Here is a 16656-nt window from a genome sequence, read left to right on the forward strand (position 1 = left end):
TGATTCATGATTTCGCAAGACGTTCGTCTAAGCAAGCCAGAGCAGCACCCGCAGTTTCAGCTAGAATACTAATGAGGCGATATAGAGCGATCGCACTAAATACTAAGGCAGCTGGAAAGTGGTGTCGTAAAAGTTCATACGCAGTCGCTTCAAACACACCTAACCCACCAGGCGCACCCGGTATCACAAACCCCAATAACCAAGCGCAACTAAAAGCCCCTAGCAACAAAGGAATTTGATTCGCATTCAACGAACCCAAGGCGAACATAGTTAATATAAAGCCAGTGGCGCGTAGTCCCATAAAGCCCACTTCTCCTAACAAAGGGCGTAAAGGGTAGCTTTTAAGACTGAAGGGAACAGTTGGTTGGGTGGTAGCAGCAGACTTTTTTGCTTTTAATTTGTATAAAAAGCGAATAACCGGGTTCAAAAACCAGGGATGAATCGCACCAAGGACTACAGCCAAACTCAGGAATTGTAGTACTTGTATAACAAGGGTAGTATTAGCTGCCGCAAACTGGCTACTGCATAGGACAATGATGATTAAAGCAGCCGCTAGCATAAGTAGCGGTTCTAGCAAAACGCTTAAGGTAGCTGCACCAGTAGGAATATTGGCATTTTTGGCGGCGACAATTCGCCCGTAGTGATGCCAGATATTACCTGGTAAATACTTCGCGATGTTCGTTTTTAGGTAAACTTGGATGAATTGGGGAGATGATACAGGTTGATTTAACTCTTGGAGAATCCAAGTCCAGATCCAGCCTGCCCAAGTATGTGCTAGTAAAGTTACCCCTGTAGCGATCGCCATAATTGCCCATCCTACCCCATCAATGCGGATAGCTGTCACCCCAATCCAATTATCCTTCAGAGCTTTGACTAAAAAAAATAGCGTTCCCCCCAAAATTATCCAGCGTAAAAATTGCTTCATGAATTTAGTCATTTAATGGTAGAGCAACAAAGGCTAAATACTCAAATATTATGGGACATCAGCTATATATCCAAAGCTTTTGAAGTATCAAACAGGTTGATGTAGCTCTTTTGACAACAATCATATTATTTTAGTTTATATCTCTCTAGAGTTAGATAAAATTATTCCTTTTGTGCTAATTAAAATGTGACTTGCGCTAGAGGTAAAACTTATTTAATTATTAATATCATTAGATAAAGTTATTATTCTTTCTAAAGGCTTGGGATACAAAAGTAATTCCAAATGCTATCTTAGTTGAAGTTTAACTAGTCACAAAAATGCAAGGAGTGAAAACTATGAAAAAAGCAATGACTTGGCTGAGAAATATTCGTCCTTTGAAAGTTTTAACTGTTTTTTTAGCAGGGATATTCCTATTTTTGACTCAGGCTTGTGGTGCTCCAGGAGTAGCAGCACAGCCACCACAGCCTGGTTATCAAGCACCTAATGTCGAGCGAGCTGATTCCACTAAAGATTATCCTCTGAATTCTCCTGCCGGTGGGATAAATAACTTTAGTGATGTAGATCCCAGAGCGATAGATGAAAAGGCAGCTAATGACAGAGCTAAGGCGTTAGTGAAAAATGCTCAAAAGAATATTGATCAGAAGGGAGTTGACAGTCGCGAGCAATATGGCCGGAATTTTCAGGAAGGGACACCCCTTGGTGAAAGAGTAAAAAACCTGGGTGAAGATATCGGCAGTTCCGCTGATGAATTGCGCGAAGGTCTTGTAAAGGGGACTCAGCGAGGAATTGAAAATATCAAGGGTAATACCCAGAATGCTACCGAAGACGTGACAAAAAATGTGAAGCGTGGGGCTGACGATGCTGCTAAAAATGTTAAGCGCACAGCTGAAGATGCAGGCGATGCAGTGAAGGGAGCAGTCAGAAACGTTGATTGAAATTAGTTTTTCAATCTGTTGCAAAAATATCAAAGCGCCCACAGACTTATAGTCTGGTGCTACCAAGCAAAGCCTGTCTACGCAGGCTTTGTTTTGGTTTGAGATGGGGTTTAATTCAATTAAGGCTAAAAACTAAAACTGGCGTAGGTTGGGTTGAGGAACGAAACCCAACATTATCAAGGAATTAAGGAGCAATTGCTCATTAGAGCTTGTTTTACTTCACAATTCTGACTCGGAGAATTCACCAATTATCCTCTAATCCTCTACTAACCTTGATTTTGCGCTAACCAAGCTTCTAAATCGCTTAAACCCGAAAAATCAAGTAAAGCCTCAGCCAAATTATCCAACTGTGTTGAGTCTAAAGCTTGAATTTTCAATAGCTGTGCAGGTGGAACAGTTCCGACTTTACGGCGAAGTAGCCGTAAAACAATCGATAAAGCTTTTTCCTGCTGGATATCCTGATAAATTACAGACTCGCGCATAGCATCACTCCGTAATAAATTTTTAATCAGTTCCTTGTTTAATACTAGCCCAGCCAATATTGCCGTTGAAGCAGCAATATTACTTTGTGTTTGAGTATCGTTTATTTGCTCGATAGCTTCTGCAACCTGTTGTAATGTTCGCGTTTTATCCTCAGTTTGACTGAGGGTTGCGAACGGTAACAAACCAGGAGTATTTAAAAATATCTCGCTGGGTTGCTCCCAAAGACGAATAACTCCAAATTCATGACGGGTATTTTCTAAAACAAAAGCTGTTTGCTGGACTAATACGGATGTAGTGGGTTGCAGGTAAATGACAACTTGATGCATCCGCTTTCGGGGAAATCTGCGATACACCCTTAAGCGATAATCAGTCATCCGAAAGGGAATTTCGGCTTTTGCTTCGGTTTGGAATTCGATATGGAGGACAATTTCATCTGACTGTAACAGAATTAACGCATCTGCTCGAATCGGTTCGAGAGATAATTCTGATGGACTGAGTTGGGTGAGTGCAATAGATTCGCCAAGTAACCAGGTGGCGAAATCGGTTGAATATGACTCTGCTAAAAAGCGACAGACGTTATCAAACATAGACAGGTATTATATCAGCGAGGTCTTGTCTGTCACAAAGAGATTTTAGTAATGAGCGATGTCTACGATGGTCACTGAGCTTGCCGAAGTGCGGGCTACGCCTACGCACTATCATTTGCTAGACACAAGGAATAAGCAAAGCTTTATAACAAAAATCATGAGTTTGTTAATGAAAATCATGAGTTTGTTAATGAAAATCATGATTTTGTCAATGAAAATCACGATTTTGTCAATGAAAATCACGATTTTGTCAATGAAAATCACGATTTTAGTGACGACAGCTTATATATTTACGTGCGTAGGCGTAGCCCGCAATTCGGCAAGCTCAGTGACCATCGTAGACATCGCTCTTGCTGTAATCTGAGAAAGTGCGTTACCGAACAGCCCGTCATAAACATCGCTCATTCATCAGCAACACTACAAATACTTCTGCAACAATAACCCTAATTTTTCTTTCGTCACTGCGGGTGCTTTATCCAACTGAGTCAAAATCGCATACTGCAACGCCGAATGCGCCTCACTGGTTGGCGGATTTTCACTCAAGCGGCGCACAGTTTCTTGAATCACCTTTTGAGCATTCACAGCATTCCGCAGCAAATTGCCAATCACCAATTCCACTGTCACACTGTCATGGTCTGGATGCCAACAATCATAATCTGTCACCAGCGCTAAAGTTGCATAAGCAATTTCCGCTTCCCTTGCCAACTTTGCTTCAGGTAAATTCGTCATGCCAATAATTGTTGCACCCCAACTGCGGTAAAGATTCGATTCAGCCTTAGTGGAAAAAGCTGGCCCTTCCATGCACACATAAGTACCGCTGCGATGGAGAGTAACTTCTGGTAAATTGAGAGATGCGATCGCATCTGCCAATACAGCAGCTAAGTTCTTACAAATCGGATCGCCAAAGGCAATGTGAGCTACAATTCCCTCACCAAAAAATGTTGAAATCCGATTTTTCGTTCTATCAATAAACTGATCTGGCACTACCATATCCAGTGGTTTCGCCTCTTCCTTCAAGGAACCCACAGCACTAGCTGAAATTAAATACTTCACACCCAAATGCTTCATCGCATAGATATTAGCGCGAAACGGTAACTCAGAGGGTAAAAGCGTGTGATTGCGGCCATGACGCGCCAAAAAAGCTACTCGTGTACCATCCAAAGTCCCCAGAATCAAAGCATCAGATGGTGAACCAAAAGGAGTCTCAATTCGCACCTCTTCCACATCTTTGAGGGCATCCATTTTGTAAAGACCGCTACCACCTATAATCCCAATACTAGCTTGAGCCATGATTCTGAACCTGTTCCTTGCCGATCTACTCAGTTATTTTATCGAAAAGGGGAGTAGCAGAAAACAAAGCGATGTCTACGATGAGCTAGGCGTAGGCGTAGCCCGTCGTAGACATCGCATTTCGTGCCGCGAACACTATTGAATTATTACCCATTTATTGTTTATTCAGGTACAGATAGCAGCGATCGCCCACTTATTCGAGCATTGCATTAATTAATAATTTTTAGCAATCAAATTTCCGATAATTTTTAGAGATTAAATGCTTATGATTAACCCTTAAGTCAATTGTCACCATAGTGTATAATCAATGCTCAATGTATACAAATGTTAAGTAGACGCACTCCTACGCAGCGAAACAAAGCAAGCGTTATACTTTTGGGAAAAGGCTTATTTTAACCCCTGCTTTTAACATTTTCATAAATCAATGACTCTCAATTTTCGCTTTGCGGTAGTCAGCGACTTACACCTGGCACTGCCTCACACAATCTGGGATCATCCTAGTCGCTTTCATTTGGTAGAAGTAAGTATCTCAGCATTTAAAAGTGTACTAGAACATTTAACACAACTCGATTTAGATTTCTTGTTGTTGCCAGGAGATTTAACCCAGCACGGCGAACCAGAGAACCACGCCTGGTTGCAACAATGTTTAGCCCAACTGCCTTTTCCCGTCTATGTAGTTCCTGGTAATCATGACGTTCCTGTGCTGTTGGCCGATCGGCAATCAATTGCCTTTGCGGATTTTCCCTACTATTACACGAAGTTTGGCTATGACGATCCCCAGCAGATGTACTACATTCGTCAATTGCTGCCTGGAGTTAAGCTAATTGGACTAAATTCTAACTCCTTTAATGACCAGGGTGAGCAAGTGGGGTGTTTAGATGCCAAACAGCTATGTTGGTTAGAAGAGGTGCTGGCGGCATCTGGTGATGACTTAGTTTTGGTAATGGTACATCATAATGTGGTGGAGCATTTGCCCAATCAATCGAACCATCCACTAGCAAATCGCTATATGTTGTCCAATTCAGCAGAACTATTGCAGTTGCTGAGGCGCTACGGAGTCAAGCTAGTGTTTACCGGGCATTTGCACGTTCAGGATATTGCTTACTCAGATGGAGTATATGATATTACCACTGGTTCTTTAGTTAGCTATCCTCACCCTTACCGAGTGCTAGAGTTTCATCGGGATAACCAAGGTAAAGAATCGTTGCAAATTTTATCCCATCGCGTCGAGTCAGTACCTGAGTTCCCTGACTTGCAACAGTCATCACGGCAGTGGATGGGCGATCGCTCTTTCCCTTTCCTAATTAAGCTACTAACTCACTCTCCATTAAACTTACCGTTATCACAGGCAAAAAAAATAGCTCCTGGTTTGCGCGATTTCTGGGCAACCATTGCCGATGGGGATGCAGTATTAGATTACCCTCATTTTCCCCCAGAAGTGCGGCGCTATATTCAGACATATAGTGCAGCATCACAGCCCAATCCAGGTATCGCTACTGCTGGCAGTTTGACGATGATTGATAATAACAGCACACTTTTGCTGAATAAGAGTTAGGAGTTAGAAGGTCATTCAATACTCAGGACTCAGCACTCAGCACTCAGCACTCAGCACTCAGCACTCAGCACTCATTACTGATTTTGGCGACAAATTCCAAATGCTGAAGTATAGGCGTGTAAAAAGGTTCTGCCACCTACAGGGCCGATTTCACCGCCACAGAAAAAGCCACCTACAGGAATATCGTTAAGGTAGCGCTGAAATAGTTCAGAATCAAAGTTGGGTTTTCCATAGAGTCCTTCACCTCGTCCCAGACAGGAAAACATTAAAGCAGCTACAGCAGAGGGTTCAGATTCTCGTTGGTGTTGATAGCTTTGGAGGAGTAATTCTAGGTCTTCAGCAGAGGCTTGGGCATCGCGGAGGTGGAATTGCAGCCTTTGACCAGGACGGACGCGATCGCCAATTGCGATCGCCCCAGCATTTGGATCGACCCCAAGAATACCACGTATTAAAAAGTCTCCTTGCTGCAAAGCCAGCTTAAACTCATCCATTGCCACACCAACAAACAAAGAATGCTGTGCTAAAATCCGTTCTTGTTCGCTGAGACTAGCAATCAAATCTCGCAATACTACCAGAGGCACTTTCTCATCTAACTCTAAAATAATATTGCGATCGGCTTTTGTAACTTGTAATGGCTTGCCAATTGGTCGGCATCCTTGGGCAACAATCGTTTCTAAAACAATATTGCCAGTCAAAGCTATACCAACAGTCCCCTCACGATACAAGTTTTGCTGTTCCTCACCGTTAGTATCGTTACAAAAAAGGGCAACACGACCACCCATACCTCCACCACTAGCCTGTCCCCCCACAATCGTCGATCCTGGATAAGCAAAATCTAGACCTTGCAACAAATCGTTGATTCCAGAGGCGAAAGAACTAGATAGCAAAATGAACTGCGGTGTCGGTGATGGTGGTACACCGATCAAATCAAGCCAAGCATCTGGTGAACTGTCTAAGTCAGGTAATTCTTCCGCAACAACATGAAAAACTTGAATCTTCACTCCTGGAAGGTGTGCTAAAGTCAAGCTAATAGCTGGTTCAGATTCCAATTCTTGGGTTTCTCCGCTAACTGTCGTCCCAATTACACCACCACCACTACAGCCAATTAACACAGGCACAGAAAGTTTTTCAGCTAACAACGGTAACAGTCGGGAATACTCACTCGCAAAAGCAGACGAAATGAATACCAGTCCTAGATCCGCAGGTAATGTTAACGATGAAACAGCTCGTTCCACCACATCTGTAACAGCGGCTTCCAGAGAATGACGGGTTGATAGGGCATTTGCCCACTGCATTTGGTCTGCCATGAGTTTTGAGCTTCTTTCTCTTTTTAGGCTAGTAGATTTTGACTTTTTATTTTGGGAAGAATTGCATCTTACAAGAATTGATGCCAGCCCTTTATCTCCTCCATCCCAAGAAGCTGGGGTTGTCATTCCCTAATATAGGCATCTAAATATATTGTATGATTATTTATCTATGCTACTAATTCCACAAAATCTTAAAAAATAAAGGTAAATGCATTATAGATGCGGTAGCTTAGTGTATTGGTTATAAATCAATGGGCTAAAACACTAACTTACCATCGGCTAAATAGTTAGAATGGTTAGTAATCAAGCGAAAAACTGCCATTTCTGAACATTTTCTATACTAGTATTAACAACACACAACGAGACTAAAGCTAATGACCAACATCCAAGAAACAGCAAAAGGCGACATCCAAGAGAAAATCCAAGAAGAAGTGGAACAAGCGCGTACTGTCTGTGATATTAACGGTAGCAACTCACCAGAGTGTGCTGCTGCTTGGGATGCAGTAGAAGAATTGCAAGCCGAAGCTTCCCACAAACGCCAAAGCAAGCCAAAAAACTCTCTAGAACAGTATTGTGATGACAACCCAGATGCAATTGAATGCCGGGTTTACGACGACTAGAAATTGAGGCAACTGGATTTTCTGTTGTTTGGTCAGCAAATAACCAGCATTGACTAAAGAAGACGCCTAGAGTGGAGGACGTGGAAACTCACCAATGTCCTCCAATCGCAAGCGTTTTGTTTAGAGTTACCGATTTTAGTCGTGGAAACAAAAAATAAATTCCTTATTTGCATCAATAAGCTTCTTCCAAAGGGATAAGTTGCGATTTTCATAAATTAAACAACCAATTAATTGGTATTAGGGGCGTACAGATGTACGCCCCTATAAATTTTTTGACTCGTGACTTCTAGTCATACTAGGTTCAATAAACTATTATCAAGAAGAATTCAGGATGAATGGGAGTTCGACTGACTCCTGAATAAAAGGGTTTAATATCCCTGCCTTATTTAGCAGTCTACAATCAATTAGTGGTATAAAATGTTGCTTGATTGATTCTTTGAACTCCTGACTTCTTTTTTATCTATTGTTTGAGAAAAAATATGGACTATGATATTTGGTTTCGACCTTTCGTCTGGATTGATTACCGACTGGCAGTATTATTTCTGGTAATTATTCCGCTAATTCTTCTGATTTGGGCATTTGTACAAAAAACAGAAGGCATACAACGCTTATTGGCTATATACTGGCGAGTATCAAGCTTGGTGGCAATCACGATTTACTTAATGATTGCTCAATATCCAGTTAGCTTTATCTCTGGGTTGATAGCTCAGATTTTGATCCCGATTTCGCTGTGGTTCTGGGTAGATATCAACGATGAAATTGAGTATCAAACCAGTGGTTCTTTGAAATTTATTTTTACCTCTTGGCGCTGGGCGACAACTGTTTATTGCTTTTTGGGCGCACTAGCCTTTATCCCTTTTTTGGGTTGTGCTTTTTCTGGCAATGTGCTGAAGACTTCCTATTGTCAGGTTTGGTTCGAGGCTCCGTTACTATTCAAAGAATATTTTCATGCTAATAGTAAGGCTGAGTTCTTAGGTTTTCTTGGCATAACTAGTTTAGTAATTTATGTGCTTTACTTAAGCTATTTTGTTCTAATTAAGCTGGGCAAACAAGGACGTTCAGCTACACCACAGTAACTGTCGCTGTTCCACCTTAACCCCTACTTAAAAAAAAATGAATTCCATTGGCAAGCGACTGGAACAATACACAGCTAAACGCACCAAAGAAGTCCTAATTGTAACGGTGGAAATTGCTGATGAGCAAGATACAATTGCTATTTTCAAAGGCTTTTCTAGTTCTTTGATGCGTCCAACGGCATTTGATGCAGATGTACCAGTTCTACCAGATGGGGCAAACATCCTCAACATTGACCGAGTAGCAAGTCCTTACAATCCTGAAGCACCCCGCTATATTCAACAAGGACTTTCTTGGGAAGCTATGGAAGCTCTATTATCAGAAGTAGGTGTTTGACTAATTACGAATTACGAATTAGTAATTTTGGTGTAATTAACTAAAATGCCTACTGCTGCTCAAGTAGCAAGTTTGTATCGTATTAGCTATCAACTAATGTATATCATGCTTCAACCCATATACATCATTTGTGTTGATAATCGGACTTCGTAATATATACATCCTTGCTGGGTATGACGAAGAGATTGAATTCCAAATTTTACCCAACGGACAGTTATCTGATGAGCCGGATTAATTACGATTCAATGTCTGATGTTGAAATGATCAACCATTTCAGGCTTGGCGAAGCTTACGCAATGTGTATCCATTACAGACAGTTTGCTCAGTGAGTAGGATTCTGAGCGACTGTGATAGAGCGATCGCCCTGTTTGATAAGATGGTTGGCATAGTTGGAGAAGTTCATAAGTCGTTCGTTCACCCTATGACAACCAAGAAATATGTTTACTGGCAAGATGAGGAGATGTGGCTTGGCTATCTCCAGGAGTATCCAGACTACTGGACTCAGGCAGAAACCGAAAACGAATTGAAGGAGAACTTAACTGATATTTACAAAGAATTAACGAGTGGCACAATCCCCAATGTCCGAAGAGTAGCTGAACTTGAGGTATCGTGAAACGACGGGACTTGATCAAATGCCTCGAAGAAATGGGTTGTGTATTTATTCGTCATGGTGGCAAACATGACTGGTATCAGAACCCAAGAACGAAAGTATCTCAACCTGTTCCAAGGCATCGAGAAATTAAGGAACAGCTTGCCAAACACATGATCAAAATGCTTAGTGACTAGAGCTAACACAGCGGTTTCTGGCAGCCTTTGAACGGGGGCGTTACCCTGAAGGAAGTAAGCTACAGTTGAGGTCTAAATTGGCATCTGAAACTGTCTTTATTTTTGAAGAATTATTTTGACTTTTAAATTTACAAAATGTCCCGTTCTGGATACACACTTCCCGTCTTTGCGTGCGCTGCTGCTGTTGCAGCTTTACACTGGTTACACGATCGCAAAACCCTAAGCATAGCATCTGTAGATTTGATTGAACCCGCACAAATAGCCGAAATCCCCATTGAACAGGTTGCAGGATTATCTGAGAATACAGCTTTGGCGATCGCTCGCAGCGATCCCGGTGATAATCTTGACCTGACTAAAGATACACCGATTTGGGCATTGGTGGAATGGCGAGAACAGGGTGATGATGCAGTAATTATTAAAGGTGGCGAAGGGATTGGTAGGCAATTAAACGCTGATGACAAGCCGGCTATTTATGCTTACGCTCAAAGGCTGTTGCAAGAGAATTTGCAACGAATGCTAGCACCTGGGGAAAAAATCACGGTGACGATTATTCTACCTGAAGGGCGATCGCTAGCTGTGAGAACTTCAAATTCTGCCTTTGGTGTGGTTGAAGGACTTTCGCTTTTAGGTACAACCGGCATTTCTCAACCTTTGAGTACACCAGATCAGCTTGCAGTTTTTCGGGCGGAATTACAAAATAAAGCCAGTCGTTTTGAGAGTTTAGTATTCTGTATTGGGGAGAATGGCCTAGATTTGGCGCGTAAACTAGGGATTAATCCTGAGCAATTGGTCAAAACTGCTAACTGGCTTGGCCCAATGTTAGTAGAAGCTGATGTGCTGGGTGTCAAAGAAATCTTATTATTTGGCTATCACGGGAAACTGATGAAGCTGGCTGGAGGGATTTTTCACACCCATCACTACTTGGCTGATGGACGGCGGGAAATTTTAGCAGCCCACTGTGCGATCGCAGGTTTAAAATTACCAGATATCCAAGCTGTGTTTAACAGTGCAACTGCTGAAGCAGCACTAACACACCTAAAATCCCTAGATGCTGCAACTGGTAGCGATTGGGTAAATCAAGTTTACAGTGCGATCGCCGAAACTATCGATGTTCGTTCTCAAGAATACATTCAAAGTCATAGCGAAAGCGGCACAAAAGTAACAGTCTGTGGCTCTATTCTCTTCGATCGCGATCGCAAAATTATCGTGAAGAGTAAAACTGCTGGTCTGTTGATGGGAAAATTATGTTAATTTATTATGAATAATCGTAAACAATCCAAAAAAATAATCCTTTAAGTAACCACTCTAGGGTAGATTTATCGTTTTAATACCATCTCCAACTCCGGGGTTTGACAAATGCACGTAAACTAGCGTTTGTCAAGGCTTTCTATACCGTTATCAGCCTATCCAGGTTGAATAATAGCATCACCATAGACCACAAAGCATCTATTTATCCTTAACAGATATAACACTTCCGTCATGAATACAGCGGTGACTCTACCAACAGAACAAGCGCCCCAAACATTGGAAACTTTTGGGCGGCTTGATCGCCAATTGATTGTAATTTTGGATTTTGGCTCTCAATATTCTGAGCTGATTGCTCGTCGCATCCGCGAGACTCAAGTATACTCCGAAGTTTTATCCTATCGCACTACTTCTGAACATTTGCGCCAACTCAATCCCAAGGGAATCATCCTCTCAGGTGGGCCAAGTTCAGTTTATGGTGATAACTCTCCCCATTGTGACCCAGAAATCTGGAATTTGGGAATACCCATTTTGGGTGTTTGCTATGGGATGCAGTTGATGGTAAACCAACTTGGTGGGGAAGTGGCAAAGGCCGATCGAGGTGAATACGGCAAAGCCTCATTATATATTGACGATCCCACAGATTTGCTCACTAATGTCGAAGATGGCACTACCATGTGGATGAGTCATGGAGACTCAGTGACTCAAATGCCATCGGGGTTTGAATTGCTGGCACATACACAAAATACTCCCTGTGCTGCGATCGCCGACCACGAAAGGAAACTTTACGGCGTTCAGTTCCATCCAGAGGTGGTGCATTCTGTTGGTGGTTTAGCATTAATCCGTAATTTTGTCTACCATATCTGCGATTGCGAACCCACTTGGACAACAGCGGCTTTTGTTGAAGAAGCAATTCGAGAAATTCGCGCCAGAGTTGGTGAAAAACGGGTGCTGTTGGCGCTGTCTGGGGGAGTGGATTCTTCTACCCTGGCTTTCTTGCTGTATAAAGCCATTGGCGAGCAACTGACTTGCGTGTTTATCGATCAAGGCTTTATGCGAAAATATGAGCCAGAGCGATTGGTCAAGCTGTTTCAAGAGCAGTTTCACATTCCTGTTGAATATGTTAATGCCCGCGATCGCTTTTTAGCTAAAGTTGCTGATATCACAGATCCTGAAGAAAAACGCCGCCGCATCGGACACGAATTTATCAGTGTATTTGAAGAAACATCCAAGCGCCTCGGTCACTTTGACTATCTAGCTCAAGGAACTCTTTATCCAGATGTGATTGAATCTGCTGACACCAACGTTGATCCCCAAAGTGGTGAGCGGGTAGCGGTGAAAATTAAGAGTCATCACAATGTTGGCGGTTTGCCCAAAGACCTAAGATTTAAATTGGTCGAACCACTGCGGAAACTATTTAAAGATGAAGTCCGCAAACTTGGACGTTCCATTGGTTTACCAGAAGAAATTGTTCAACGGCAACCTTTTCCTGGGCCTGGTTTAGCAATTAGGATTCTGGGGGAAGTTACATCTGAGCGGTTAAATATTTTGCGCGATGCTGATTTGATTGTACGGCAAGAAATTAACCAACGCGGTATGTATCATGATTTCTGGCAAGCATTTGCTGTATTGCTGCCAATTCGTAGTGTTGGCGTTATGGGAGATCAACGTACTTACGCTTACCCCATTGTTTTGCGGATTGTCACCAGTGAAGATGGCATGACTGCTGATTGGGCGAGAGTGCCTTATGATGTCCTGGAAGTGATTTCTACTCGAATTGTGAATGAGGTAAAAGGGGTGAATCGGGTAGTTTATGACATCACCTCTAAGCCGCCTGGAACCATTGAATGGGAGTAATCAAGTTTTGATATGAATCTTTCATCTAATTCAGATTAGTTGTATTAGTTGAGATTCATGTACAGCAGTTTGCAAGTTAATAGTCAAGGATAAAACCTAGTTTACTTCTGACTCCTAATTCAAGACTTGCGGTAGAGTGTCTCCGCCTCCGCTTCAGTTGTATTTCAAAATGACAATGCCGGAATGACTTGTTTGAAGCCTCGGTATTGTCTATTTTTTTGACTTTGGTATTACTACCTTTAATTTTTAAAGCATCGATCAAAATCTAAACCTGTTAGTAATAAAGCGGTTATTAATCAGCAAGATGATTTTATAGGAATCCAGTTTGATTTTTGAAAAAATTAAGTATTTGTAGTGCGTTAATGTTTCGCGTATCGCACCCTACTGGTGTGGCAAGCAAAAAAAAATTGTGCATTAGACGTAGGTTGGGTGGAACCCAACATACATATATAGGAATCCGGTTTGATTTCTGAAAAAAATTAAGTATTTGTAGGGTGCGTTATGACTTTAGTCTAACGCACCAAACCCTTTAAAATGGTGCGTTACGCTTCGCTATAACACACCCTACGTGTTGTTCAAAAATCAAATAGTAATCCTATATCAGGATGTTGGCTTTGGCAAAGCCTCCAACGCCACTTGCTACAACGCGGGGAACCCGCAAGGGCGCTGTGGCTACCCAACCTACAATTTTTTTGTAACATTTTAGCCTTGATACGCGACTACTAGCGTGTCAAAAATCAAATAGTAGTCCTATAGAACTTCAGCTATTCGTGAAAGGTAATTTTTTAAATATAAAGGAATTTAAACACTAACATAATTTTATCTACTCAATAATTATAAATACCAATGAATAATTAATCATCAATTGGATGGTGGCTAGACAAATTGAGTTATTGTCTAGGAAAATAGGCGCGATCGCAGTAAAATTACCAATGGTATGGTGATAGAGAAAAAAACAAGCAGCTGATTGGAAATACATTTCATTCGATCAACATTAATGGAGATGTTATGGAACCTGCTCTTCCCCTTGCTGGCTTAAACATCCTCGTAGTTGATGATGATGATGATAGCCGCTTTTACATTACAACTGTGTTGGAAGCTGATGGAGCAACCATTATGGCAGTTGCATCGGCAGCGGTAGCATTGAAAGTATTACCTGAGTTGCAACCAGATGTCTTGATTTGTGATATTGCTATGCCTGATGAAGATGGCTACACCCTGATCCGCAAGATCCGGGCACTGAAGCCCGATCTTTATGGAAAACTTCCCGCGATCGCTTTAACTGCTTATGGTGATAGCGAGTATCGTAGCCGTGCTTTGGAAGCGGGTTTTCAGACTCATGTACCTAAACCAGTCGATCCCGGAGAACTAGTTGCGATCGTCGCAGAATTGGTTGCTTCTTATAAGAGTTAATACAAAGATGCAGTTATTTGTCGGTCGTTATTTGTTATTTTCCTTATCATATTTTTAAACGAAGAAATTAAGGTTATAAAACATCACTTTTAGTAAGGTATTGGCTTGGGAAAAAAATGTTGACAATAACACAATATACTTAGGTTCAGGCTTGATCCCCCCTAACTCTCCTTTTTAATGAGGGAATTAAAGCAAGCATTTTTAAGGAGAACCAGCATAGTATAGGGCGTGATTTAAAGTTGCTGAGACTACTTTGCTCCAGTTTCAAAGCTAATTTGCTCAGACTTATACGCTGGTGGCTCGACGTGAATTAAAATTCTCACTGGACGAAATCGTTCTTCTAATCGGCTTTCTACTTCTTCAGTGATGTGGTGGGCGGTTTCTACATCTGCTGCATCCACTATTAAATGCATTTCAATGAACACTTGACGACCAAGAACGCCGCGAGAAGCGATCGCATGACAGTTAATAACACCTGGAACAGAAGTAGCGATCGCGTGTATTGCTTCTGGTGCGATCGCCATTCGATCCACAAGCCAAGGCAAATTCTCTTTTAAAACTGACCAGCCACTCCAAAATACCAACAAGGCGACAGGAAAAGCTAACACCAAATCCATCCATTGATAACCTAGCCAAACTCCTATCAAGCCGCCAATTACAGAGATTGTCACCCAAATATCGCTCATGGTATGTGTCGCATCAGCTATGAGAATTGAGCTACCTACCCGCCTACCCACAGCACGTTCATAAAACGCCACAAAAATATTCACACCTAGCACAATTAATAATAACCACAATTCTGGTGGCGATATTTTTATTGGTTCACCACCACCTTTAAGAATTCGTTCGATTGCTCCTTGCAGAATTTCAAAACAGGCTATTCCTAAAAACGAGGCTATTCCTAAAGCGCCTACTGCTTCAAACTTGCTGTGTCCGTAGGGATGTTCGCGATCGGGTTGTGGAGAAGAAAATTTACTCGCAATTAATCCTAAAACGTTGTTGGCGCTATCTGTCACACTATGCAAGGCATCAGCTAATAAACTCAAAGAACCTGTCCAGTAGCCCACAATTGCTTTCAATCCCATTACAAACAGGTTGAGCAATAGGGTAATAATTAAAACCTTTCGCACTTCAGCGCGGTTATCGTAAATCATAGATAATTTATCACATCAAGTTCTATGACTTCTAATGTAGACCTCAAAATAGAAATAAACACAAATGAAGTGTATCAAAGTCTTACACAGTAAGAGTTAAGTCTCTCTATAGTCTCTATGTTTTAGATCAATTTATTGAGATTCTTTTTAACTAACAACAGCTACAAGTTGGATAGGCATTAGTAATGGCTTTATAAATAACCGCGTATATTTAGCATTAATTTCAGTAATATTTTAATTAACTTTGTTATTAATACATCAACTGAGATCGTATTGAATTGTATTCAAAGAGATTATGACGACCATCAGTGGTCTGTATTTACTCTAAATAACCGATCGGCTTAATGAGTGTTATTTACTGCCTGATAAGGATAAATAAGCTCATGTTTTATTCAGGAAATTGTCAAAATTTGAGGAGCGAAATCTGACAATTTCCACGTCAGATGTCCATGTGATACCAAATAGGCTCTATCTTTACTGCGGCCACGCTTGCAACGCTGTCTCCACAACCCGCAGGAGTTCTGTTCGGGTAGCTCCGGTTGCCGCCAGAACTGATATTCCACAATTGACCGTCACAACAAAGCGAGCGAGAACTGCTGGATCTGAATCGGCTGGCAAGTCCCCTTCCGAAATCGCTTGCTCGAAACGCTTATGCAGAGAAGCTTCACTCGATTCTCGGCGTGCAGACAATTCCTGCCGGATCGGATCGGCTGGATCTCCGCATGAAAGCGTGCCATGAACCCAGAGACATCCCGGTGGATTACGTGGATCGGTTCCTAAGTCAACGACCCCATGCATCATCCTCTCGGCGACCTGGCGCGCAGTTGGCTCTTTGAGAGCTTCACGAAGATAAGCTGATGGCCCGTCGGCATAGCGATCCAGCACTTTGCGGAATAGAGATTCCTTATTACCAAAAGCGGCGTAAAGGCTAGGACGATTAATGCCCATAGCCTCAGTTAGATCCGAGAGGGATGTGCCTAGATAGCCCTTGCGCCAGAACACATACATTGCACGATTGAGCGCGTCATCGGTATCGAACTCGCGGGGTCGGCCTATGGCCGCAGTGGTTTTTTCCTGTTTCATACTCAT

At 42.1% G+C, this 16656-nt stretch carries 17 protein-coding genes and 1 pseudogene; 11 read left to right on the top strand and 7 right to left on the bottom strand.

Annotation, left to right across the window (positions count from 1 at the left end; genetic code table 11):
• Positions 1-4: 4 nt before the first annotated feature.
• Complete coding sequence (locus V7K61_RS19745) at positions 5-925, bottom strand: lysylphosphatidylglycerol synthase domain-containing protein (RefSeq protein WP_335055807.1); 921 nt, start codon at positions 923-925, stop codon at positions 5-7.
• Positions 926-1260: 335 nt separating this feature from the next.
• On the opposite strand from V7K61_RS19745, the gene V7K61_RS19750 reads away from it, so the two are divergent.
• Positions 1261-1860 (top strand): hypothetical protein, encoded by a 600-nt coding sequence (locus V7K61_RS19750; protein ID WP_335055809.1) that lies wholly within the window; start codon positions 1261-1263, stop codon positions 1858-1860.
• 266 nt (positions 1861-2126) lie between these two features.
• Here the strand turns inward: V7K61_RS19750 and V7K61_RS19755 are convergent, their stop codons facing one another.
• Entirely contained in the window at positions 2127-2930 is an 804-nt protein-coding gene (locus V7K61_RS19755) for an Rpn family recombination-promoting nuclease/putative transposase (protein ID WP_335055811.1), read from the bottom strand.
• A 417-nt stretch (positions 2931-3347) separates the two neighbouring features.
• Positions 3348-4220, bottom strand: coding sequence for an S-methyl-5'-thioadenosine phosphorylase (locus V7K61_RS19760; RefSeq protein WP_335055813.1), 873 nt, complete (start codon positions 4218-4220; stop codon positions 3348-3350).
• Between the two features lie 424 nt (positions 4221-4644).
• Here V7K61_RS19760 and V7K61_RS19765 point away from each other — a divergent pair, with 424 nt between their 5' ends.
• The gene (locus V7K61_RS19765; protein ID WP_335055815.1) at positions 4645-5775 is read left to right on the top strand and encodes a metallophosphoesterase family protein; all 1131 of its coding nucleotides are present in this window, start codon (positions 4645-4647) and stop codon (positions 5773-5775) included.
• A 74-nt stretch (positions 5776-5849) separates the two neighbouring features.
• Here the strand turns inward: V7K61_RS19765 and V7K61_RS19770 are convergent, their stop codons facing one another.
• Positions 5850-7082: an FIST signal transduction protein gene (locus V7K61_RS19770; protein ID WP_335055817.1), complete on the bottom strand. Its 1233-nt coding sequence runs from the start codon at positions 7080-7082 to the stop codon at positions 5850-5852.
• 374 nt (positions 7083-7456) lie between these two features.
• Between V7K61_RS19770 and V7K61_RS19775 the strand changes: the two genes are divergently transcribed.
• The 9 genes from V7K61_RS19775 to V7K61_RS19810 all read left to right on the top strand — a co-directional run bounded on the left by V7K61_RS19775 (position 7457) and on the right by V7K61_RS19810 (position 14413).
• Positions 7457-7702 carry a Calvin cycle protein CP12 gene (locus tag V7K61_RS19775; RefSeq protein ID WP_069074399.1) on the top strand — a complete coding sequence of 82 codons (246 nt, stop codon included), beginning with the start codon at positions 7457-7459 and terminating at the stop codon, positions 7700-7702.
• Positions 7703-8181: 479 nt separating this feature from the next.
• Positions 8182-8778, top strand: a complete 597-nt coding sequence (locus tag V7K61_RS19780) for a DUF3177 family protein (RefSeq protein ID WP_335055819.1) — start codon at positions 8182-8184, stop codon at positions 8776-8778.
• A gap of 37 nt (positions 8779-8815) precedes the next feature.
• Entirely contained in the window at positions 8816-9112 is a 297-nt protein-coding gene (locus V7K61_RS19785; RefSeq protein WP_335055821.1) for a DUF7734 family protein, read from the top strand.
• Positions 9113-9157: 45 nt separating this feature from the next.
• Entirely contained in the window at positions 9158-9265 is a 108-nt protein-coding gene (locus V7K61_RS34170) for a DUF6888 family protein (protein ID WP_442936332.1), read from the top strand.
• A gap of 172 nt (positions 9266-9437) precedes the next feature.
• A complete protein-coding gene (locus V7K61_RS19790; RefSeq protein WP_335055823.1) occupies positions 9438-9725 on the top strand; it encodes a hypothetical protein in 288 nt (95 codons plus the stop codon).
• Positions 9722-9898 carry a type II toxin-antitoxin system HicA family toxin gene (locus V7K61_RS19795; protein WP_335055824.1) on the top strand — a complete coding sequence of 59 codons (177 nt, stop codon included), beginning with the start codon at positions 9722-9724 and terminating at the stop codon, positions 9896-9898. The genes V7K61_RS19790 and V7K61_RS19795 overlap by 4 nt, the downstream gene beginning before the upstream one ends.
• A 135-nt stretch (positions 9899-10033) precedes the next feature.
• Positions 10034-11149 (top strand): cobalt-precorrin-5B (C(1))-methyltransferase CbiD, encoded by a 1116-nt coding sequence (gene cbiD / locus V7K61_RS19800; RefSeq protein WP_335055826.1) that lies wholly within the window; start codon positions 10034-10036, stop codon positions 11147-11149.
• 228 nt (positions 11150-11377) lie between these two features.
• Entirely contained in the window at positions 11378-13000 is a 1623-nt protein-coding gene (gene guaA, locus V7K61_RS19805) for a glutamine-hydrolyzing GMP synthase (RefSeq protein ID WP_335055828.1), read from the top strand.
• A gap of 1008 nt (positions 13001-14008) precedes the next feature.
• Positions 14009-14413 carry a response regulator gene (locus tag V7K61_RS19810; RefSeq protein ID WP_335055830.1) on the top strand — a complete coding sequence of 135 codons (405 nt, stop codon included), beginning with the start codon at positions 14009-14011 and terminating at the stop codon, positions 14411-14413.
• A 248-nt stretch (positions 14414-14661) separates the two neighbouring features.
• Here the strand turns inward: V7K61_RS19810 and V7K61_RS19815 are convergent, their stop codons facing one another.
• The 3 genes and pseudogenes from V7K61_RS19815 to V7K61_RS34175 form a co-directional block, all read right to left on the bottom strand.
• Positions 14662-15567, bottom strand: coding sequence for a cation diffusion facilitator family transporter (locus V7K61_RS19815; protein ID WP_335055832.1), 906 nt, complete (start codon positions 15565-15567; stop codon positions 14662-14664).
• A gap of 474 nt (positions 15568-16041) precedes the next feature.
• The gene (locus V7K61_RS19820) at positions 16042-16368 is read right to left on the bottom strand and encodes a TetR family transcriptional regulator C-terminal domain-containing protein (RefSeq protein ID WP_335055833.1); all 327 of its coding nucleotides are present in this window, start codon (positions 16366-16368) and stop codon (positions 16042-16044) included.
• Between the two features lie 96 nt (positions 16369-16464).
• Positions 16465-16656, bottom strand: a pseudogene (locus V7K61_RS34175) (TetR/AcrR family transcriptional regulator); the annotation flags it as partial.

The organism is Nostoc sp. (genome assembly GCF_036918015.1).
Classification (GTDB): Bacteria; Cyanobacteriota; Cyanobacteriia; order Cyanobacteriales; family Nostocaceae; genus Nostoc.